20 protein-coding genes are annotated in these 19,673 nt (G+C 60.5%); 10 read left to right on the top strand and 10 right to left on the bottom strand.

The features are described 5' to 3' along the window. Positions 1 to 8 precede the first annotated feature (8 nt). The 7 genes from GJU83_RS07290 to rpe all read right to left on the bottom strand — a co-directional run bounded on the left by GJU83_RS07290 (position 9) and on the right by rpe (position 7,111). Positions 9 to 1,376, bottom strand: coding sequence for an MATE family efflux transporter (locus GJU83_RS07290; RefSeq protein ID WP_069182084.1), 1,368 nt, complete (start codon positions 1,374 to 1,376; stop codon positions 9 to 11). 27 nt (positions 1,377 to 1,403) lie between these two features. Further along, complete coding sequence (gene trpC / locus GJU83_RS07285) at positions 1,404 to 2,216, bottom strand: indole-3-glycerol phosphate synthase TrpC (RefSeq protein ID WP_069182083.1); 813 nt, start codon at positions 2,214 to 2,216, stop codon at positions 1,404 to 1,406. Between the two features lie 164 nt (positions 2,217 to 2,380). After that, positions 2,381 to 3,409 (bottom strand): anthranilate phosphoribosyltransferase, encoded by a 1,029-nt coding sequence (gene trpD, locus GJU83_RS07280; protein WP_153633982.1) that lies wholly within the window; start codon positions 3,407 to 3,409, stop codon positions 2,381 to 2,383. Positions 3,410 to 3,420: 11 nt separating this feature from the next. Next, the gene (locus GJU83_RS07275; RefSeq protein WP_136630036.1) at positions 3,421 to 4,002 is read right to left on the bottom strand and encodes an aminodeoxychorismate/anthranilate synthase component II; all 582 of its coding nucleotides are present in this window, start codon (positions 4,000 to 4,002) and stop codon (positions 3,421 to 3,423) included. Between the two features lie 16 nt (positions 4,003 to 4,018). Continuing rightward, the gene (gene trpE, locus GJU83_RS07270) at positions 4,019 to 5,506 is read right to left on the bottom strand and encodes an anthranilate synthase component I (RefSeq protein WP_153633981.1); all 1,488 of its coding nucleotides are present in this window, start codon (positions 5,504 to 5,506) and stop codon (positions 4,019 to 4,021) included. Positions 5,507 to 5,738: 232 nt separating this feature from the next. Continuing rightward, entirely contained in the window at positions 5,739 to 6,428 is a 690-nt protein-coding gene (locus GJU83_RS07265; RefSeq protein ID WP_069182080.1) for a phosphoglycolate phosphatase, read from the bottom strand. Continuing rightward, on the bottom strand, positions 6,425 to 7,111 hold the full coding sequence (gene rpe / locus GJU83_RS07260; protein ID WP_153633980.1) for a ribulose-phosphate 3-epimerase: 687 nt from the start codon (positions 7,109 to 7,111) through the stop codon (positions 6,425 to 6,427). The genes GJU83_RS07265 and rpe overlap by 4 nt, the downstream gene beginning before the upstream one ends. Before the next feature lie 117 nt (positions 7,112 to 7,228). Between rpe and GJU83_RS07255 the strand changes: the two genes are divergently transcribed. After that, positions 7,229 to 8,182, top strand: coding sequence for a DUF3530 family protein (locus GJU83_RS07255; RefSeq protein WP_153633979.1), 954 nt, complete (start codon positions 7,229 to 7,231; stop codon positions 8,180 to 8,182). 7 nt (positions 8,183 to 8,189) lie between these two features. Here the strand turns inward: GJU83_RS07255 and GJU83_RS07250 are convergent, their stop codons facing one another. The 3 genes from GJU83_RS07250 to GJU83_RS07240 are packed head-to-tail and all read right to left on the bottom strand — an operon-like array spanning position 8,190 to position 10,682. Continuing rightward, entirely contained in the window at positions 8,190 to 8,942 is a 753-nt protein-coding gene (locus GJU83_RS07250; RefSeq protein ID WP_153633978.1) for a DnaJ domain-containing protein, read from the bottom strand. Next, positions 8,929 to 9,627: an N-acetylmuramate alpha-1-phosphate uridylyltransferase MurU gene (murU, locus tag GJU83_RS07245; RefSeq protein ID WP_153633977.1), complete on the bottom strand. Its 699-nt coding sequence runs from the start codon at positions 9,625 to 9,627 to the stop codon at positions 8,929 to 8,931. The genes GJU83_RS07250 and murU overlap by 14 nt, the downstream gene beginning before the upstream one ends. Continuing rightward, positions 9,624 to 10,682 carry an aminoglycoside phosphotransferase family protein gene (locus GJU83_RS07240; RefSeq protein ID WP_153633976.1) on the bottom strand — a complete coding sequence of 353 codons (1,059 nt, stop codon included), beginning with the start codon at positions 10,680 to 10,682 and terminating at the stop codon, positions 9,624 to 9,626. The genes murU and GJU83_RS07240 overlap by 4 nt, the downstream gene beginning before the upstream one ends. Before the next feature lie 244 nt (positions 10,683 to 10,926). Between GJU83_RS07240 and GJU83_RS07235 the strand changes: the two genes are divergently transcribed. The 9 genes from GJU83_RS07235 to slmA all read left to right on the top strand — a co-directional run bounded on the left by GJU83_RS07235 (position 10,927) and on the right by slmA (position 19,471). Then, positions 10,927 to 13,248, top strand: coding sequence for an LPS-assembly protein LptD (locus GJU83_RS07235; RefSeq protein ID WP_153634416.1), 2,322 nt, complete (start codon positions 10,927 to 10,929; stop codon positions 13,246 to 13,248). 64 nt (positions 13,249 to 13,312) lie between these two features. Further along, positions 13,313 to 14,653 carry a peptidylprolyl isomerase gene (locus tag GJU83_RS07230; protein WP_136630043.1) on the top strand — a complete coding sequence of 447 codons (1,341 nt, stop codon included), beginning with the start codon at positions 13,313 to 13,315 and terminating at the stop codon, positions 14,651 to 14,653. Continuing rightward, complete coding sequence (gene pdxA / locus GJU83_RS07225) at positions 14,653 to 15,663, top strand: 4-hydroxythreonine-4-phosphate dehydrogenase PdxA (RefSeq protein WP_153633975.1); 1,011 nt, start codon at positions 14,653 to 14,655, stop codon at positions 15,661 to 15,663. The genes GJU83_RS07230 and pdxA overlap by 1 nt, the downstream gene beginning before the upstream one ends. Further along, positions 15,660 to 16,490 (top strand): 16S rRNA (adenine(1518)-N(6)/adenine(1519)-N(6))-dimethyltransferase RsmA, encoded by an 831-nt coding sequence (gene rsmA / locus GJU83_RS07220; protein ID WP_069182072.1) that lies wholly within the window; start codon positions 15,660 to 15,662, stop codon positions 16,488 to 16,490. Before pdxA ends, rsmA begins: the two co-directional genes overlap by 4 nt. Next, on the top strand, positions 16,483 to 17,283 hold the full coding sequence (locus GJU83_RS07215) for a symmetrical bis(5'-nucleosyl)-tetraphosphatase (protein WP_069182071.1): 801 nt from the start codon (positions 16,483 to 16,485) through the stop codon (positions 17,281 to 17,283). Before rsmA ends, GJU83_RS07215 begins: the two co-directional genes overlap by 8 nt. Before the next feature lie 76 nt (positions 17,284 to 17,359). Continuing rightward, the gene (locus GJU83_RS07210) at positions 17,360 to 17,686 is read left to right on the top strand and encodes a DUF423 domain-containing protein (protein ID WP_153634415.1); all 327 of its coding nucleotides are present in this window, start codon (positions 17,360 to 17,362) and stop codon (positions 17,684 to 17,686) included. Positions 17,687 to 17,711: 25 nt separating this feature from the next. Beyond that, on the top strand, positions 17,712 to 17,912 hold the full coding sequence (gene thiS, locus GJU83_RS07205) for a sulfur carrier protein ThiS (RefSeq protein ID WP_153633974.1): 201 nt from the start codon (positions 17,712 to 17,714) through the stop codon (positions 17,910 to 17,912). Positions 17,913 to 17,983: 71 nt separating this feature from the next. Next, on the top strand, positions 17,984 to 18,793 hold the full coding sequence (locus GJU83_RS07200; RefSeq protein ID WP_069182068.1) for a thiazole synthase: 810 nt from the start codon (positions 17,984 to 17,986) through the stop codon (positions 18,791 to 18,793). A 90-nt stretch (positions 18,794 to 18,883) separates the two neighbouring features. After that, a complete protein-coding gene (slmA, locus tag GJU83_RS07195; protein WP_069182067.1) occupies positions 18,884 to 19,471 on the top strand; it encodes a nucleoid occlusion factor SlmA in 588 nt (195 codons plus the stop codon). The last annotated feature ends 202 nt before the right edge of the window (positions 19,472 to 19,673 follow it).

The following is a 19,673-nucleotide window of genomic DNA, read 5'->3' as shown; positions in this document are numbered from 1 at the left end:
TTTTACATTCAGGCGCTGGCGGCCACCACGCGATGCGGACGAAAACGCAGGAACAGTGTCATGGCCAGGCCGAAGGTGAGCCATTCCGCCAGGGGCAGCGCCAGCAGCAGAGGCCAGTCCGGTGCGAAATGGGCAATGGCCACCAGCAACAGCGCCGGGAGCACCAGGCTCCGGGAAAAGGCGACCATCGCCGAGGGCAGGGCCTTGTGCATGGCGGTCAGGTAGACCGACAGCAGTACATTCATGCCGTTGACCAGGAACAGTGGCCAGAGAATGCCGAGAAACTGGTCGGCCAGCCGGGCCGTGGCCGGGTCGGCAGTGGTATCCAGGAACAGCCGGACCACCTGGTTGCCGAACAGCCAGGCAATTAGCACCAGGCTGATCGCAAGACCGAGGATGACGGTAGCACCGCGCTCCATGAAGCCGCGGATCCGCCCGGCATTGCCGGCACCCAGGTTGTGGCTGATCAGTACGTGCATGGCATCGGAGATGCCGTAGAACATCATCAGGCTCAGGAAAATCAGATAGTTCACGACGGTGAACGCAGCGACTCCGGCCACACCCTGAGTGGTCATGAGCAGCCAGTTGATCAGGAGCATCACCAGGCCCACCGAGAGCTCGTTGATCCACTCCGAGACGCCATTGCCAAAGGCCCTCGGGACTTCACGCCAGTTGGTCTGGCGAAGCCCGAACACCAGTTTGCGACTGGCCTTGCGGAAATAGCGGGCCAGAACAGCGAACTGGAGTATCTGCGCCAGGCCCGTGGCCACGGCAGCACCGCGAAGCCCGTAATCGAGATAACCCACCAGCAGGGCATCCAGCAGGATGTTCGCACCGGCCCCGACCACCAGTGCCGTGGTCGCCAACCCTGGGAAGCCGTCCACCCGCACAAAGTAATACAGCACCATGGTCACAAGCTGGGGCACCAGCACCCAGATGATGACCAGGAAATACTCGGACATCAGTGAATAGAGGTCGGGAGAAGCACCCAGCAGGCGGTAGATGGCCTCATGGAACAGCAACCCGGCCACGGCCCCGATCAGCGACAGGGCCAGGGTGGCCAGCAGGCATTTGCTGAACATCGACGACGCAGCGTCGGGCCGGCCTTCACCCAGATACCGGCCGGCGCGCACGGTGCCGCCAATGGCCAGCGCCAGGGCAATGCCGAAGAGGAAGGTAAACCAGGGAATGAGCAGGTTCAGGGCCGCCAAGGCATCCGCTCCGGCGAAATTGCCGATGAAGATGCCATCGACAATATTGGCCGTGGTCAGTGCCAGCAGCCCGGCCACCGAGGGCAGGGCATACCGGAAAAACACCGGCCAATAGGGGCCGATCAGAATAGGGTTATCGGATTCCCTGCTGCTGACATCATCCATGAAACATCTGCCTGTTGTCGCCCAGAATCAGTAAAACAGTTCCCTGAGTTTTTCCCCGGGCTCCGGCGCCCGCATGAACGACTCACCCACCAGGAATCCGAAGATGCCACGGCCGGTCATGGCCTCAACATCGCTGCGTGTCATGATGCCGCTCTCGGTGATGGTCAGTCGATCCTCTGAAATCCGCTCGTGCAGGTCAAAGGTGGTGTCCAGTGACACTTCGAAGGTGTGCAGATTGCGGTTGTTGATGCCCACCAGAGGCGTCGTCAGCGTCAACGCATCATCCAGTTCCTCACCATCATGCACTTCGACTAACACATCCAGGCCAATCTCATGGGCAATGCCTTCTAACTCCTGCATCTGGTCTTTGGTCAGGCAGGCTGCAATCAGGAGGATGCAGTCGGCGCCTATGGCCCGGCTTTCGTAGACCTGGTAGGGCGCCACCATGAAATCCTTGCGGATTACCGGCAGACTGCAGGCATTGCGGGCGGCAACCAGATAATCCTCATGCCCTTGGAAGAAGTCGTGATCGGTGAGCACGGACAGGCAGGCCGCTCCGCCGTTTTCATAGCTCTCGGCGATCACTGCCGGCTCGAACGGATCCCGCAAAATACCTTTGCTTGGTGAGGCTTTCTTGATCTCGGCGATAACAGCGGGAGTCTGCTGTTCAATCCGGCTGCGCAAAGCGTTGGCAAAACCTCTGGCTGCCGGTTGATCCCCAGCCATGGCCTTAAGGTCAGCAAGCGAAACTTTTGGTTTCCGCTCGTCAATTTCTTCCCACTTACGGTCAACGATCTTGCGAAGAATGGTGGGAGTCTTGTCCAAATGTCGTTCAGTCATAACGGGCCTGTACAAAGTTAGCGAGAGTCGGAGCGGAGGGAGCTTCCAAAACTGTCTGCAGCCATGGATGGCTGCAGCCAAGCCCTACATGGACGTATTCACGGGCGTGTTTTGGAAGCTCCCTCCGCTCCGGCTCGTCCGGCTGCGAAGTCAGCAGACCAGGATCAAAAGCACTGAGAAAAATCAGCCAGCTCCGACATCTTGCCGGCAGCGAGGCCAGAGCCCATGGCGTCCAGGGCCATATCGACACCTTCTTTCGGCGTCTTGGCCAAGCCAGCGACGTAGATGGCTGCGCCGGCGTTCAGGGCAATCAGGTCCCGGGCTTTCTCGGCCATTTCATCGTGGCCACGACCGAAAGCTGCCTTGATCAGCTTTAAGGAATCGTCGGCGGTGTCCACGGTCAGGCCCACCAGAGCCTGGCTCTTGATGCCAAGATCCTCCGGGGTGATGTCGTATTCGGTGACCTTGCCGTCTTTCAGTTCCGCCACGTGGGTGGCGCTGGCCAGGCTGATCTCATCCAGGCCGTCTCTGGAGCAAACCACCATGATGTGCTCGGCCCCAAGGCGATGCAGCACCTCCGCCATGGGGCGGCAGAGTTCCCGGTTGAACACGCCCACCAGTTGGCGCTTGACGCCCGCCGGGTTGGTCATGGGTCCCAGGATGTTGAAAATGGTCCGGCAACCCAACTCTTTGCGGGGGCCGATGGCGTGTTTCATGGCGCCGTGGTGAGCCGGAGCGAACATGAAGCCGACACCGATTTCCTCGACACAGCGGGCCACCTCTTCCGGTTTCATGCTCAGGTTGATACCCAGCTTCTCCAGCAAGTCGGCACTGCCGCTCTTGGACGAGACCGCCCGGTTACCATGCTTGGCCACAAAGCCGCCGGCAGCGGCTACCACAAACGAGGCGGCGGAAGACACGTTGAACAGGTTGGCGCCGTCGCCGCCGGTGCCGACGATATCGATCAGCGGCTCAGCCTTCACCGTTACTCCGGTGGCCAGCTCGCGCATCACCTCGGTGGCGCCAGTGATTTCATCAATGGTTTCGCTCTTCAGGCGCAACCCCATGAGAAACGCGCCAATCTGGGCGTCGGTGGCCTCGCCCTTCATGACGATGCGCATCACGTCCTTCATTTCCTCCCGGGACAGGTCCAGGTTGGAGGCAATGCGGTTGAGAGCTTCTTTCATGTCCATGTGTCGGCCTCTTATTGTGATCTCAGAAAGTTGCGCAGCAGTTCGTGCCCCTGTTCCGTCATAATAGACTCCGGATGGAACTGCACCCCTTCAATCGGCAGTGTCTTGTGGCGAACCCCCATGATTTCCTCGATGGAGCCGTCGTCGTTGCGGGTCCAGGCGGTCACTTCCAGGCAGTCCGGCAGGGTGGTCTTGTCGATGACCAGGCTGTGGTAGCGGGTGGCCTGCAGCGGGTTGCTCAAGCCCCGAAATACGCCGGTGTCCTTGTGGAAGACCGGGGACACCTTCCCGTGCATGACCCGGCCGGCCCGGATAACGTCACCGCCGTAGACCTGGCCGATAGCCTGGTGGCCCAGGCAAATGCCCAGGATCGGCAGCTTGCCGGCGAAATGCCGGATGGCCTCCATGGAGATGCCGGCCTCGTTCGGAGTACAGGGGCCAGGGGAAATCACCAGCCGTTCCGGGTTCAGTTCCTCGATCTGTTCTATGGTAATTTCATCGTTCCGGTACACCTGCACATCGGCGCCCAACTCGGCCAGATACTGCACCACGTTGTAGGTGAAGGAATCGTAGTTATCGATCATCAGCAACATAATCCGTTCCTCCGCCTCAGTGGTCGAAATCGTTGTAAGTCATGGCCACTGCCCGGAAAATGGCGCGGCCCTTGTTCATGGTTTCCTTCCACTCGAGGCGGGGTACCGAATCGGCCACTACGCCGGCGCCGGCCTGGATGTGCAGGGTGTTGTCCTTGATTACGGCGGTACGGATGGCAATGGCCGTATCCATGTTGCCGTTGAACGACAGGTAACCCACGGCGCCACCGTAGACCCCACGCTTGACCGGCTCCAGTTCATCGATGATTTCCATGGCCCGGATCTTGGGCGCGCCACTGAGGGTGCCGGCGGGCAGGGTGGCCCGAAGCACGTCCAGGCAGCTGGTGTTGTCTTTCAGCCGGCCGGTGACGTTCGAAACAATGTGCATCACGTGGGAGTAACGCTCGACAATCATTTTATCGGTGAGCCGGACCGTGCCAGTTTCCGATACCCGGCCGGCGTCGTTGCGGCCCAGGTCGATCAGCATCAGGTGCTCGGCAATCTCTTTCGGGTCGGCCAGCAGTTCCGCTTCCAGGGCCTTGTCCTCGGCGTCGGTGGCGCCGCGCTTGCGGGTGCCGGCAATGGGCCTAACGGTGACTTCCTCGTCCTCCACACGGGCCAGGATTTCCGGGGAGGAGCCAACGATGTGGAAGTCCTCCAGATCCAGGAAGTACATGTACGGTGACGGGTTCAGCACCCGAAGTGAGCGGTACAGGTTGAGCGGCGGTGCTTCGAAGGGAATCGACATGCGCTGGGAAATCACCGTCTGCATGACATCGCCGTCGAGCACGTAGCCCTTGATCTTGTCCACGGCCGCTTCGAATTTGTCCTGGGTAAAGCCGGAGATGAAGTCGCTCTCGTCCACGGCTTTGCCGCGAAGGTGTAGAGGCGTGCGCGGCGCGTCGGCGGTTTGCCGATGCAGGTGCTTCTCCAGCTCATCAATGCGGCTGTGTGCCTTCTCGAAGGCGCCCTCAACGGCCGGGTCAGCATGGACAATCAGGTGCAGTTTGCCACGCAGGTTGTCGAACACGACGATCTCGTTGGACACCATCAGCAGAATGTCCGGCGTGCCGATCTTGTCCGGTGGACAACTTTGGCGCAGGCGCTTTTCGATGTAGCGCACGGTGTCGTAGCCGAAGTAGCCCACCAGGCCACCGTTGAACCTGGGTAGTTCGTCTAGGTCGGGCGCGTGGAAGCGCTCCTGGTAGGCCTCGACAAACGCCAGAGGGTCTTCGACTTCTTCGGTTTCGACGATCTCGCCGCCGCGGCTGATCTCCACCCGGTGGTCAAAAACCTTTAGCACTTCATGACTGGGCAGGCCGATGATGGAATAACGGCCCCATTTCTCGCCGCCCTGAACGGACTCGAACAGATAGGAATACGGCCCGCTGGCGAGCTTGAGGTAGGTGCTCAGAGGCGTATCGAGGTCGGCCAGCACCTCGCGGTACACAGGGATGCGGTTAAAGCCGGCGTTGGCGAGCTCGGAGAATTGCTCGGGTTTCATGGTACGGTTTCCTGAAATCTGATCTGCATTGTGGACGGAAGCCAGTGCTTCCATCAGGTGCTGCGGGCTCGACGGGCAGGAGCCGGTCGGCCGCCGGGCTTGCTCAGCCGGTGCGCCATCGCCACCATCGTGTTGCGCGGGTTGTCAGGATGCCTCGCGCTGCAGTCAGATTCAGTCCCTGCACGGCAGGAATCTCCCGTAAAGAAGTGCTCAATGTAAGTTCCTTATGAGATTACAAAAGCTCGGCCAGCGAATCAACAACCGCATCGGCGCCCAGGGTATCTACGGCTGGCCCATAATTGTAGCCGTAGCGGACCGCCACGCAGGGAATGCCCGCTGCCAGTGCGGCGTTAATATCCGCCCCGGAGTCGCCCACCATTACCGTGGTTCCCCGGGTACCCCCCAGCGTCTCCATGGCATGAAGCAGGGGCGTCGGGTCTGGTTTCTTGACCGGCAGGGTGTCACCACCCACGGTCAGATCAAACCAGTGGTCCAGCCCCATCTGTTCAAGCAGCGGCGCCACAAACTGTTCCGGCTTGTTCGTGACAATGCCCAGCCGGCAGCCCTGGTTTTTCAGATGTGTGAGACAGGCCTCGACGCCGGCATAGACCACCGAATGCCGGCCATTGATGGTGCCATAGGCGTGATAGAAGATTGCCAGGGCATCGTTGAACAGGGCGTCGTCTTTCGGCCGCGCCGGTTCCCAGTCCACCTGGCCAGCCAGCGCCCGGCGGACCAGAACGCTGGCGCCGTTGCCGACCCAATTCCGCACCCGGTCAATCCCGGCGGGGGAGCGGCCAAGATGCTCGAGCATCTGATCAATCGCTGCCGCAAGATCCGGCGCGCTGTCCACCAGGGTGCCGTCCAGATCGAACAGGGCAACCCCTGGCCAGCGGGCGTTGAACAAACCCGCCAGGCTCATTGGCTGATCACCCTGCGGGCCTGCTCTAGCTCTTCGCGCATGGCGTCGATGGTGGCCTTGTAGTCGTCCGTATTGAAGATGGCGGAACCGGCCACGAAGGTGTCGGCACCGGCCTCGGCGATTTCCCGAATGTTCTCGGTCTTCACGCCGCCGTCGATTTCCAGGCGGATGTTGTAGTTGCTGGCATCGATGCGTTTGCGGGCTTCCCGGAGCTTGTCGAGGGTGCCCGGTATAAACTTCTGGCCGCCGAAACCGGGGTTCACGGACATCAGCAGTACCATGTCCAGCTTGTCCATCACATGATCCATGTAATGCAGGGGCGTGGCCGGGTTGAACACCAGGCCGGCCTGGCAGCCACCATCGCGGATCAGTTGCAGTGACCGGTCAATGTGGTTGGTCGCTTCCGGATGAAAGGTAATGTAACTGGCGCCGGCGTCGATAAACATACGGATCAGGTCGTCCACCGGCGATACCATCAGGTGGACATCGATGGGGGCGGTCACGCCATGCTTGCGCAGGGCCTCGCAGACCATGGGGCCAATGGTGAGATTGGGCACGTAGTGATTGTCCATGACATCGAAGTGCACAACATCCGCGCCAGCGGCCAGCACGTTGTCGACTTCCTCGCCAAGGCGGGCAAAATCGGCGGACAGGATGGATGGGGCAATCAGGTAAGGGTTCATGACGGCTCTCTCACAACAATGGATAATGGCGTGGTCAGCGGTCCCTGCCGCACATTCAGGATGGCTGCTAGTCTAACAGCTCAGTCGCGTTTTTTCGCAGTCAAAGGATCAGTATCTGTGCAGAGATTCGAGTTTTACCGGCCGGTCGTGTTCCGGTCTCTCATCCTGGCCCTGATGTTTACCGTGCCCTCGGCTGTCTTCGGCCAGGAAGAGGGTGATCAGGCCGCCGAGCCTGGAGATTCGGCGGCGCCGGCTGCGGAGTCTGCAAGCCGGGCCCTGGTCTGGACGGGCACCGGGGAGCGCTCCCTTAACCAGAGCTTTCCCGAGGCGGCGGTATGGCTGGAGCTTGAGGAGGGCGACCGGGCGCTGGGGCTGTTCTATCCGGAAGCCCGGTTACCGGCCCGCGGCGCCGTGCTGGTTCTGTCGGACGAGGGCGAAACCGCCGCCTCCGGCGTGACCGGAGCGCTGGCGGCGGGGCTGGCTTCGCGGGGATGGGCCGTGCTCACGCTGGGCCTGGAATCGCCTTCACCGGTACTGAGTGAGATCCTGATGCAGCCGGTGTCAGAGAAACCGGCGGCTGAAGCGGATGCAGAGGAGCAGCAAGCATCAGAATCGGTCATGATTGACGTCATGGCCTCAGAGAGCGCCGACGATCTCGAGGCGCGCTACAGAAGTCGAATCAACCAGATGCTCGCGGCCGGACTGGCTCTTCTGGTGGAGCGGGGCTATGAGGCTCCGGCTGTTCTGGGAGTCGGGCGGGCCAGCATACACGTGACCAACCAGGTGTTGGAGGGTGGCAATGCTTCTGCGCTTGTCTGGGTGGCTCCGCAGTTTTACCCGGTCGACAGGCCAGATCTGCCGGAACGTCTCGAGTCGCTGGGCACGGAATTGCTGGAGTTGTATCCCTCCGGAGACGTTGATGATCGATCAGGTTGGAGTGTTGGCATGAGGTTGCGTCGGGCCGGGATGAGTGGCTTTGAGCGACAGCCGGTGCCCTGGCTCACACCCGCACCCGGAACTCTGGGCGATACGGTCGCCAGCCGCGTTGCCGCCTGGCTTGAGTCCCGCTAGGCGTGGCCTAGGTGTTGTGACGCTTGATCAGCTCCCAGGCCTGCTGATAGTAGAGCAGACGTTCTTTGGCGAGGTTCTGGTCACGGGCGCTTATCTGCTGCTGGGCCAGTTTGTCCGGATGGCACTCGGATACCTTCTTGCGGTAGGCCCGTTTTATCACCTCCAGAGAATCCCGTCGGGTAACCCCTAGAATCTCACAGGCTTGCTGATAACTGGTAGGTCTGGAGAGATTCTCGCTGTGCCGGGTCCAGACTTTGCTGGCATAGCTGTCAAAGATGTCTTCGGTGACGCTGACCGGCAGACCAATCTGATCAATAGCATCTTCGCAGCGGTAGCGTCTGGGCTTGCCGGGCCGACCGTTAAGCTGACTGGCGTGGCACAGGCAGATGGCGGTTTTCAGGGCCGGTGCTGGCCACAGGCGGCGGGACAGGCGCATGGCCAGGCCGCGGATGAAGGGCAGTTGCCCGGCTGACTTGCCGTCCTGGAACCAGCCAATGGCGCGTCGTCGTTGACGCTTCGACAGCTTCATGGCCTTTATCAGGGATTCGGCATAACCGATGTCGGCTTCGGTCACACGACCCTCTGATTTGGCGATGTAGCCCAGAAAGAAAAACAGGGGGCGTCTGCACCAGCGGGGCAGGCGGGCGCGCTCGATCAGCGCTGGAGCCTGGTGGCCGCACGCCGAGAGTTCCCGCATCAGGCTGGAAAACTCGGCTTCCATCCGGGCCGGCAACACCGGTTGTCTGTTACTGCCTGCCATGGCTTTCGGATTCCGTTCTGCCAAGTTGGCTGTCCAGCGCTTGCAGGCGTTCCGGGGTGCCCACGTCTACCCATCGTCCCGGATGGTAAAGGCCTCTCACACGGCCATCGCTCATGGCGTTGCGCAGCAACGGCCCTAGCTTTCCCGCCCGGTCTGTCAGGCCTTTGAACAGGCACCGGCGCAGCAGGCTGATGCCAGTGAAGGTCACCTTGTCCGGCCCGTTGTCCATGAGCAATCCCTGGTCGGTCAGGTGAAAGTCTCCCTCGGGATGGTGTGGCGGGTTGTGGGTAACCACCAGCAGCGCGTCGGCGTCGGCCGGCGGTATCAGTTGGGCCAGGTCGAAATCGCTCCAGATGTCGCCATTGATCACCAGGAACCAGTCTGATTCATCATCGGCCAGCAGGGGCAGGGCGCGCACTATGCCGCCGGCAGTCTCCAGGGGCTCGCCCTCGCGGGAGTATTGAATTGACAGGCCGAACTGATCGCCATTGCCCAGCGTTTCCTCAATCTGGTCGCCCAGCCACGCGTGGTTGATGACCACCTCGCGGAATCCCGCTCGCCGCAGGTGGTCCAGGTGATAGCTGATCAGAGGCTTGCCGGCGGCCTTGAGCAGGGGCTTTGGTGTGGCCAGGGTCAGCGGCCGCATGCGTTCACCTTTGCCGGCGGCGAGAATCATGGCTTTCACTGGTGCGAATGCTCCTGGCCGGGGGTCGGGCCAATGCTCGCCTCGATGCGCGGCATAACCGTATCGCTGAGCCATTCGTGGAAATGGCGCAGGGCCGGCTGCCGGCTGCTGGCAACGATCAGGTACTGCACGGTGCGCGGAATGTCCTTGAGGTAACCGTGTTTGCCATCGCGGATCGACAGCCGGGCGAAAATCCCGGCGGCCTTCAGGTGGCGCTGCATGCCCATCAGTTCAAACCACTGACGGAAGGTTTCCGGATCGGCCCGATGCAGCCCTGCGTCCCGGCTGCTCTGTCGAAACACCTCCAGCCAGTCGCAGATCCGTGCCTCCGGCCACTGGATGTAGCAATCTTTCAGCAGGGACACGACGTCGTAGGTGACCGGCCCGGTGACGGCATCCTGGAAATCGATGACACCGGGGCGTGGTTCGCCGGGGCGGACCAGCAGGTTGCGGGAATGGTAGTCCCGGTGAACCGTTACTTCCGGTTGCGCCAGCGCACTTTCCCGAAGCATGGAAAACGTGGTGTCCAGCAGCGCCCGCTCACTGTTTTCCAGCTGCATGCCCAGATGCTGTTCCAGTAGCCAGTCCGGAAACAGCGCCATCTCTCGCTCCAGGAGGGTGGCGTCGTAGGGAGGCAGTGGGTACGCCTCGGGAGAGGGCTGGCGGGCAATGAGAGTGAGTTCCTCAAGGGCGTTCCGGTACAGCCGGTCGGCGGACTCCTCGTTCAGTTCGCCAAGCATCAGCTGGTCGCCAAAATCTTCCAGCAACAGGAAGCCCTGTTCCAGATCAGCCTGGATGATTTCGGGCACGGCAATGCCCTGCTGATGCCAGTGCCGTGCGATGGCCACGAAGGGCTCGCAGTCTTCGTGTTCCGGGGGCGCATCCATAACAATAAACGGAACATCGCCGCCGTTGGTCTTCGCCTGACCGGCGTGCTGCCAGACCCGAAAATAGCGGCGAAAACTGGCATCGCCGGAGACCGGTTCGGCTTCGCTCTGTTCGAAGCCGGGGAACTGTCTGACCCAGTTGGTCAGCAACTGCAGGCGGGTATCCATAACTCGGGTTGCGATCCTGAAAATAAGTTGTCGCTGACAGCGAAAGTTAGCAGAGGAGTATAAAGAGGGTAAATCGGTTTTGCAGCGGAGTTTCCGTTAACAACCCCGGAGGGCACGTGTAAACTAGTCGGCGGTTATTATCGCCCGTCCTCCAATTCACCCGGAACAGGATCCAGCCACCGTGCCATGTCCCGAACGCCCACTGCAATCACCGCAAAGCCGGTGGCAGAGCCGGTATGGCCATTTGCTGCTGGCCGCGTTTCTGGGGGGTGGAAGTTCCGCAGGTTATGCCCAGGCAGCGCCGTCGGCGGCGGAAATTGACTGGCGCCCCAGGGCGGAACTGCCAGATGAGGTTCGGTCTTCGCTGCCTTTGTTCTGCGAAGGGGGCTACTTGCCTTCTGGTGGTGCCGACGGCGTTGGCGGTGCGTTTGCCAATGGCAGCGATGCCGAACAACCGCTGGAAGCCAGTGGCCTGAATGCGCGGTATGAGATCGATCGAGAGCTGTTTCTCCAGGGCGATGTCCGGATTCGCCAGGGAGGCTTCCAGGTAACCGGTTCGGAAGCCCGCTACAGTCAGGAGCGCGGCGCTGTCTCGGTCCAGGGGCCTCTGGTCAGTCGCGGTGAAGGCTTTTTACTGACTGGTGAGGACGCCAATTATGATGTGGAAACCGGTCGCCTAGACATCAATACGGCGACCTTTCTGCTGCATGGGCCGGAAATGCGTGGCAATGCCGGCAGCCTGTCGCGTATCAGCGAGGAGCAGGTGGTCATTCAAGGTGGTTTGCTCACCACCTGCGGCCCCAGACAGAATGACTGGGCCATCGTCGCCTCGGACATTCGCCTGGATCGGGCGGAGGGGTTTGGCACTGCCAAGCATGTTCGGCTGGAAGTCCTGGATGTACCGGTTTTTTACTGGCCCTGGGCCAGCTTCCCCATTGATGATCGCCGCAAATCCGGCTTCCTGTACCCTCAGTTCGGCTCCTCCAGTGCTGGCAGTGGCGCTTTCATCGCTGTTCCCTACTACTTCAATCTGGCACCCCACTACGATGCAACCCTGACGCCCCAGTACATTCATGGCCGGGGTCTGTTCAACGAAGTTGAAGGTCGGTACCTCAGTTCGCTCGGGGAAACCACCCTGCAGCTTGGATATATCGGCAATGATTCGGCGTTCGAGGAGGAGAATCCCGGTGAGTCCGGAGAGCGCTGGGCCCTGGATGCCACCACCCGGGCTGCCTTTGGCGGTGGCTGGCGAGGCTACGGGGATTTTTCCGTGGTAAGCGACGAGGACTATCTCAGCGACCTCAACCGCAGCCTGGAGATCAACCAGGCCACCCACCTGCAGAGAAAGGGCGGGGTGACTTTCCGGAGCGACCAGCAGTACTTTGACGCCTACCTCAATGACTACCAGACCATCAGCGACCGCATCGCCGATGTTGACAAGCCCTATGCCCAGCTGCCTGAAATTATCTATGCGGGGCAGACCGATGCCGGTGTTGTGGAAGCCAGTGTGGAAAGCCAGTACACGGTCTTCTATCGGGATAACGAGGCCCTGACCGGTCTCGATCGTGCCAACGGCCAGCGCTTCCGGGCGCGACCGGAGCTGGCGTTGCCGATGCGGGCCTTGTGGGGATTCAGCCGGCCCTCGGTGAGCCTGGATTACACTCGCTACGATCTGGATGACTACACCCTGGGCGATGGCGCCTTCGATCGCACCGTGCCAGTTGCCGAATGGGATAACGGGTTGTATTTCGACCGGCAGAGCAGCCTGTTCGATGTGCCCTATAACCAGACCCTTGAGCCCCGCCTTTATTACGCCTGGGCCGATGCCGATCCGGACCAGAACGACATCCCGGATTTCGACACCGACCTCCAGACCTTTCGCTTCGAGCAGTTGTTTCGTCCGGACCGTTTCACCGGCGGTGACCGCGTCGGTGATGCCAATCAGTTGACCGTTGCCCTGACCAGCCGTTTCAATGATCTGCTTACCGGCGCCGAGCGCGCCCGGTTCAGTATTGGCCAGGTTCAGTATTTTGAGGATCGGGAGGTGACCCTGTTTGGTGAGGGTGCCGGTACCCGGAGTCGTTCTCCCCTGGCGGGCGAGGTGGTGCTAAACCCGCTGGATACCCTCGAGATCCGTTCTTCCGGGCTGTGGGATCCGGATACGGGTAACACGGAGGAAGGCCGGAGTCAGTTGCTCTTTCACTCCAGTGATTATCGCTACCTGGCCAGTGTGGGGCACACCTACAGCCGGGACGAACTGGAACAGTCGGACATTGCGGCGGTTTTCCCGGTATCGGACCGTGTTAGTCTGATCGGCCGCTGGGTCTATGATTCCGACCTTGACCGGACCGTCGGATCCCTGGCCGGACTGGAATACAATAACTGCTGCTGGAGTGTTCAGGTTGTTCACCAGAACTATCTGACCGACGACCGGGAGCTCGATAGCCGTATACTGTTCCAGATCCAGCTGAAGGGCCTTGGTGGCAGTGATGGGGCTTCATCGAGTATTTCCGAGGCCATTTACGGTTTCGATGAAAGGGAGCGTCGTCGTTTTGGAACTCCCTGAGTGGATCCCGGACTAAGGCCCCCAAAACGCCAGAAAAGCTCAAATTCTATTTGCAGAGGTGATTATGAAGGCGACCCTTCGCCATGGTGTACAAGCGTTACTGGTTCTTCTTGCCGTTCTGGCTCCGCTGTCTGTTCAGGCCGAGCGCAAGCTGCTGGATCAGGTGGTGGCCATTGTCGACGAGGATGTCATCCTGCAGACCGAGCTGGAAGCGCGAATCAGTACCATCACCAGTCGTCTCAGCGCCCAGGGCACGGCGTTGCCGCCGCGGCAGATCCTGGAAGAGCGGGTGCTTGATCAACTGATCACCGAATCTATCCAGATGCAGATGGCGGATCGCGCAGGTATGCGTATCAGCGATAACGAGCTGAACGAAACCATGGCCAACATTGCCGAGCGCAACGGCATGAGCCTGGCCCAGTTTGAAAACCAGCTGGCGGCCGAAGGCGTGAGCTACAACCAGGCCCGCGAGCAGATTCGAAGGGAGATGCTGACCAGCCGCGTTCAGCAGCGCCAGGTTGGCAACCGGGTGCGGGTAACCGACAGGGAAGTGGAAAACTATCTGGAGAGCCTGGAGGCCCGTGGTGGCAATAACGCCCAGTACCGGCTGGCGTATATTTTTGTCAGCGTTGATGATCCGTCCGACGAGGCGGAGGTCGATGCGGCCCGGGAAAAGGCCCAGCGTCTGCGCAATGAGATTGCCAGCGGCCGTGATTTCCGCGAGGTGGCTGTTGCCGAGTCCGATGCCAGTAACGCCCTGGAAGGCGGCGATATGGGCTGGCGTGCCGAAGGCCAGCTGCCATCTCTCGTTGCCCCGGTGGTGCCGGAGCTGCCGGTGGGTCAACCGTCGGAAGTTCTTGAAAACAACAGCGGCTTCCATCTGGTGATGGTCATGGATAAACGCGGGGGCGAGCAGCAGCAATTGATCCAGCAGCATCGCGTTCGCCATATTCTGGTGCGGCCTTCCGAAGCAACCACCGACAGCCAGGCGGAAACCATGATCCGGGATCTATATCAGCAACTGCAGAATGGTGCCAGCTTCAGTGCCCTGGCCAAGGAGTATTCGGATGACCCGGTGTCCGGTTCCGATGGCGGCAATCTGGGCTGGGTGAGTCCCGGTCAGATGGTGCCCGCGTTCGAGCAGGCCATGCTGAATGCAGATATCGGTGAGTTCCAAGGGCCGTTCCGCTCCCAGTTTGGCTGGCACATCCTGCAGGTTCAGGAGCGCCGTCAGAAAGACATCAGCGGTGATGTGCGCGACGCCGAGGCGCGCCAGGCCATCTACCGGCGCAAGTTCGAGACCGAATTGCAAAACTGGCTTCAGGAGATCCGCGACGAGGCCTTTATCGAGTTCAAGGGCGAGTACGCGAAGGACGAACCTGCAGAACAAGAGCCGGTCTCCTGATGAGTAATCCTGTGGTTCTGGCGCTCACCGCCGGCGAGCCTGCCGGAATTGGTCCGGAGTTGTGCCTCCAGCTGGCGCTGGAGTCCAGAACCTGTGGTGTCGTGGTGGTTGCCAGCAGGCCGCTGCTGGAGGCCCGCGCGAAGCAAATGAATCTGGCGGTTGAACTGCGTCCCTGGCAGCCCGGAGAGGCGCCGGAAATGAAGGCGGGCCTGCTGTCGGTGCTGCACGTGGAAGGTTGCGCCAATGACCAGCCTGGCTCGCTGGATACCGGCAGCAGTGCCTATGTGGTCAGGACGCTGGAGGTTGCCGCCAATGGCTGCCTGGATGGCGAGTTTGATGGCATGGTAACGGCGCCTGTCCACAAAGGCGTGATCAATGATGCCGGCATTTTGTTCAGCGGCCACACCGAATTCCTGCAGGAGCTCTGCGGCGTGGAGCGAGTGGTTATGATGCTGGCGACCGAAGAGCTGCGCGTTGCGCTGGTAACCACCCACTTACCGCTCAAGGATGTTTCCGCCGCCATTACCCCCGAGCGCCTGACTCAGGTGACGCGGATTCTCGATACCGATCTGAAAAAGTTCTTTGGCATTGCGCGGCCCCGAATTCTGGTGGCCGGCCTGAATCCCCATGCCGGGGAAGGCGGCCACCTTGGCAGGGAAGAGATCGACACCATCGAGCCCACCCTGGAGAGTCTGCGCACGGAAGGCCTTTCGCTGACCGGACCGTTGCCGGCCGACACCCTCTTCACGCCGCACTGGCTGGACCAGGCCGACGCGGTTCTGGCCATGTACCATGATCAGGGACTGCCGGTACTGAAGTTTCAGGGCTTCGGGCGCGCCGTAAACATTACCCTGGGCCTGCCCATTGTCCGAACCTCGGTGGACCATGGCACGGCCCTGGATCTCGCTGGCACCGGCCGGGCTGATGCCGGCAGCCTGCATACGGCCTTGAAGGTGGGCGAGCAAATGGCTCGTTGTCGTAAATCTGCAATTGAAGAGACCCGTTTGTGAGCAACAAAGCCGGCCACCAGGCCAGAAAACGGTTTGGCCAGAATTTCCTCCATGATCCAGGGACCATCGAGCGGATCATCCGCGCGATCAATCCGAAACCCGATGACGCCATCGTGGAAATTGGTCCCGGTCTGGGCGCGCTGACCGAAGAGATACTGGCCGTGAATCCAAGGCTGCAGGTAGTGGAGCTGGATCGCGACCTGATTCCGGTGCTGCGCACCAAGTTCTTCAACTATCCCGAGTTCCGGATTCACGAAGCGGACGCGCTCAAGTTCGATTTCAGCCAGCTCATGGTGGATCGTCCCCTGCGGATCGTCGGTAACCTGCCGTACAATATATCCACGCCCCTGATTTTCCACCTGCTGTCCCAGGCCGGCGTGGTGCAGGACATGCACTTCATGCTGCAAAAAGAAGTGGTTCAGAGGATGGCCGCGGTGCCCGGCGACAACAATTACGGTCGCCTTGGTATCATGACCCAGTATTTTTGCAGGGTGCAGCCGCTGTTCGAGGTGGGACCCGGCGCGTTCCGCCCGGCGCCGAAAGTGGATTCTGCCATCGTCCGGCTGGTGCCTCATAAAACATTGCCCCATCCCGCGAAGGATCTGGCGACGCTCCAGGCAGTGGTTCGCACGGCCTTTAACGCGCGCCGTAAAACCCTGCGCAAGGCCCTGGGCGGTATGGTCTCGGTTGAACAGCTCCAGAGCCTGGGAATCAATGACGGTCTGCGCCCGGAGAATCTGGGGTTGGCCGATTACGTGGCCATCGCGGATCTGCTTTTTGAAGAGAAGGGGGCCGCCAGCCCCGCAAACGAGGTAAGTGATGACTGATTACGCCATTGGCGATATTCAGGGCTGTTACGAACGCCTGAGAGACGTCCTGGACAAGGTGGATTTCTCCCCCTCCCGAGACCGTTTGTGGGTGGCCGGCGACCTGATCAACCGTGGCCCGTCCTCACTGGCAACTCTCAGGTATATCGAGAGCCTCGGGGATTCTGCGGTTGTGGTGCTTGGCAACCACGATTTGCATCTGCTTGCGGTGTCGATGGGCGGCCACCAGACCCGTCGCAAAGACACCTTGTCGGATATCCTCGACGCGCCCGATCACGACCGGCTTGTTTATTGGCTAAGGCAACAGAAACTCTGTGTTCACGATGCGGCCCGGAATCTGGTGATGACCCACGCCGGTTTGCCCCATGTCTGGTCGGTCAGTCAGGCCATGGACTGCGCCCGTGAAGTGGAAGCTGTGATCCAGGGCGATGCCGCCGAGGAATACTTCACCCATATGTACGGCAACCAACCCGAGCGCTGGGACGATAGGTTGCAGGGTATGGATCGCTGGCGTGTTATTACCAACTATTTTACCCGCATGCGCTTCATTGCCGAGGACGGCACCCTGGAGCTGGCGGCCAAGGAAACCGTTGACAGTGCCCCGGAAGGCTTCGAGCCCTGGTTTTATTTTCCGCGCAATGACGATGTCCGAGTGGTGTTTGGCCACTGGGCAGCCCTGGAAGGAAAAACTGGCAGCGACCGGTTTATCGGCCTGGATACCGGCTGTGTCTGGGGCGGTGCCTTGACCATGATGAATCTGGATACCGGAGAAAAGATCCACTGTGACTGCTGAGCCCGTACATCAAACCCCGGGGCGGGTCCTTGTATGGCCCCTGGTCGCGGGAGCTTTTCTGGCGCTTCTGGCGGTAATGGCAGGCGCCTTCGGCGCACACGGCCTGCGCGGCCTGGTCAGTGACCGGGGACTTGAAGTTTTCCAGACCGCCGTCACATACCAGATGTATCATTCCATTGCGCTGGTTCTGTTGGCTTTGCTCAGCGGGCAGGGGCTTCCCCGGAAATGGCTTGGTTGGTCGGCAGGATTTTTCCTCGTCGGCATTCTGCTGTTCAGTGGCAGTCTTTACCTGTTGGTGCTTACGGACATCCGCTGGATCGGCCCGATTACGCCTCTGGGCGGCATGTCTTTCATGGTGGGCTGGGCGCTGTTAATAACCTCCGGTCTCCGCCGGAACAAGTGATGAATACAGAGGTGCAAGAGTCACGATGCAGGTTCAGGTAAATGGCGAAGCAATGGAGCTGCCGAAAGGCGCAACCGTTGCCACGCTGATTGAAAAGATGGCTCTCGCGGGCAAGCGGCTGGCGGTCGAGGTAAACGAGGACATCGTGCCACGCAGCCAACACCCGGAATTTACCCTGAGCGATGGCGACCGTGTGGAAGTCGTTCACGCGATTGGCGGCGGTTAAACTGGCCGGTCCACCCGACTCGGCAACCACAGCGGTTCCATCCTCCCGTATTCAAATTATTCAGGAACTTTATGACAGAGACATCCGAAATCCAGCTTCCAGAAGACAGACCGCTAGAAATTGCCGGGCGGGTTTACCAGTCCCGTCTGCTCGTTGGCACCGGCAAATACCGTGACATGATGGAAACCGGTCATGCCATCGAGTCGAGCGGTGCAGAAATTGTTACCGTTGCCGTTCGCCGCACCAACCTCGGCCAGAATCCGGATGAGCCGAACCTGCTGGATGTGGTTTCCCCGGATCATTACACCATTTTGCCGAACACCGCCGGTTGCTACACCGCCAAGGATGCCGTGCGCACCTGTAAGCTGGCCCGGGAGCTCCTGGATGGCCATGATCTGGTGAAACTGGAAGTCCTCGGCGAGGAGAAGACCCTCTACCCGAACATGACCGAAACGCTGGTGGCCGCTGAGGAGCTGATCAAGGATGGCTTCAAGGTGATGGTCTACTGCTCGGACGACCCGCTGCTGGCCAAGCGCCTGGAAGATATGGGTTGCGTGGCCATCATGCCGCTGGGCGCGCCCATCGGTTCCGGACTGGGTATCCAGAACCGGTACAACATCCGGTTGATCGTGGAAAACGCGAAGGTACCCGTACTGGTCGACGCCGGCGTCGGCACTGCGTCAGATGCCACCATCGCTATGGAGCTGGGTTGCGACGGCGTATTGATGAATACCGCCATCGCCCAGGCCAAAGACCCGATCAAGATGGCCAATGCCATGCGCCTCGCCATCGAGGCTGGCCGGGAAGCCTACCTGGCAGGCCGAATGCCGAAGAAACTCTATGCCAGTGCGTCCTCGCCCATTGATGGCACCTTCTTCTGATCTCGGGCACAATCCTGACTAACGATAACTGAGGGCCGGCGCTGAACGACCGGCCCCGACAACGATAAATCAGAGCGCTGCTGTCCTGCCATGACTGATCAGAAACCCAGTCGCCGCGAGGCGATTCTTCATGCCCTTGTGGAACTCCTGGAGACGGATCCTGGAGCCCGCATCACCACCGCCGGCCTTGCCAAATCTGTTGGCGTTACCGAGGCGGCCCTGTACCGACACTTCCCCAGCAAGCGGAAGATGTTCGAGGCGCTCATTGAGTTCGCCGAGGAGGCAGTGTTCTCCCGCTGCCAGGTAATCCTGCAGGGGCAGGAGGATGTGCGGGTTCGCCTTCAACAGCTAGTACATCTGGTGCTGGTTTTCGCAGAACGTAATCCCGGCCTGTGCTGCGTGCTGACCGGAGACGCCCTGATGGGCGAAAACGACACTTTGCGCAAGCGTGCCTCCCAGTTCTTCGAACGCCTGGAAACCCAGGTGCGCCAAACCCTCAAGGAGGGTGAGATCCGCCAGGGGCTTCGGCCCCGTACGACGTCTGCTCGTGGCGCGGACTATGTTCTGGTGTTCGTTGAGGGCCGGATTCAGCGGTTTATCCGCTCCTCGTTCTCGCGGTTGCCTTCTACTGACTTCGACGAGAGTTGGGGTTTGGTTGCTGAGGGTGTTTGGGGCTGAATTTTTCGTTCGCCTCTTCAAGATTCCTAGCCTGCTTGGTCTGGAGTTTAGGCGAGGGCAGGAAGGGCTTTCCCGAAACCGCTACGAGCACGTCCATGTGCGCTTGGCGTCGGCCATCCATGGCCGCCGACATTTCGGGAAAGCCCTTCCTGCCCCCGCCTATCAGACTCTTGAGATATATCTCCTCAATCCTACCTGCACA

This window comes from Marinobacter salsuginis, from assembly GCF_009617755.1.
GTDB classification, from domain to species: domain Bacteria; phylum Pseudomonadota; class Gammaproteobacteria; order Pseudomonadales; family Oleiphilaceae; genus Marinobacter; species Marinobacter salsuginis.
Note: the sequence above shows the minus strand (reverse complement) of the source record. Positions and strands in the feature narration are given on the sequence as shown.

Coding starts and splice junctions, on each gene's coding strand:
- GJU83_RS07240 (WP_153633976.1), bottom strand. CDS start 10,682: ATGGATACCCGCCTGCAGTTGCTGACCAACTGGGTCAGACAGTTCCCC.
- GJU83_RS07265 (WP_069182080.1), bottom strand. CDS start 6,428: ATGAGCCTGGCGGGTTTGTTCAACGCCCGCTGGCCAGGGGTTGCCCTG.
- thiS (WP_153633974.1), top strand. CDS start 17,712: ATGCAGGTTCAGGTAAATGGCGAAGCAATGGAGCTGCCGAAAGGCGCA.
- rpe (WP_153633980.1), bottom strand. CDS start 7,111: ATGAACCCTTACCTGATTGCCCCATCCATCCTGTCCGCCGATTTTGCC.
- GJU83_RS07230 (WP_136630043.1), top strand. CDS start 13,313: ATGAAGGCGACCCTTCGCCATGGTGTACAAGCGTTACTGGTTCTTCTT.
- GJU83_RS07290 (WP_069182084.1), bottom strand. CDS start 1,376: ATGGATGATGTCAGCAGCAGGGAATCCGATAACCCTATTCTGATCGGC.
- GJU83_RS07215 (WP_069182071.1), top strand. CDS start 16,483: ATGACTGATTACGCCATTGGCGATATTCAGGGCTGTTACGAACGCCTG.
- trpE (WP_153633981.1), bottom strand. CDS start 5,506: ATGAAACCCGAGCAATTCTCCGAGCTCGCCAACGCCGGCTTTAACCGC.
- GJU83_RS07200 (WP_069182068.1), top strand. CDS start 17,984: ATGACAGAGACATCCGAAATCCAGCTTCCAGAAGACAGACCGCTAGAA.
- pdxA (WP_153633975.1), top strand. CDS start 14,653: ATGAGTAATCCTGTGGTTCTGGCGCTCACCGCCGGCGAGCCTGCCGGA.
- GJU83_RS07210 (WP_153634415.1), top strand. CDS start 17,360: ATGGCAGGCGCCTTCGGCGCACACGGCCTGCGCGGCCTGGTCAGTGAC.
- trpD (WP_153633982.1), bottom strand. CDS start 3,409: ATGGACATGAAAGAAGCTCTCAACCGCATTGCCTCCAACCTGGACCTG.
- trpC (WP_069182083.1), bottom strand. CDS start 2,216: ATGACTGAACGACATTTGGACAAGACTCCCACCATTCTTCGCAAGATC.
- GJU83_RS07250 (WP_153633978.1), bottom strand. CDS start 8,942: ATGGCAGGCAGTAACAGACAACCGGTGTTGCCGGCCCGGATGGAAGCC.
- GJU83_RS07275 (WP_136630036.1), bottom strand. CDS start 4,002: ATGTTGCTGATGATCGATAACTACGATTCCTTCACCTACAACGTGGTG.
- slmA (WP_069182067.1), top strand. CDS start 18,884: ATGACTGATCAGAAACCCAGTCGCCGCGAGGCGATTCTTCATGCCCTT.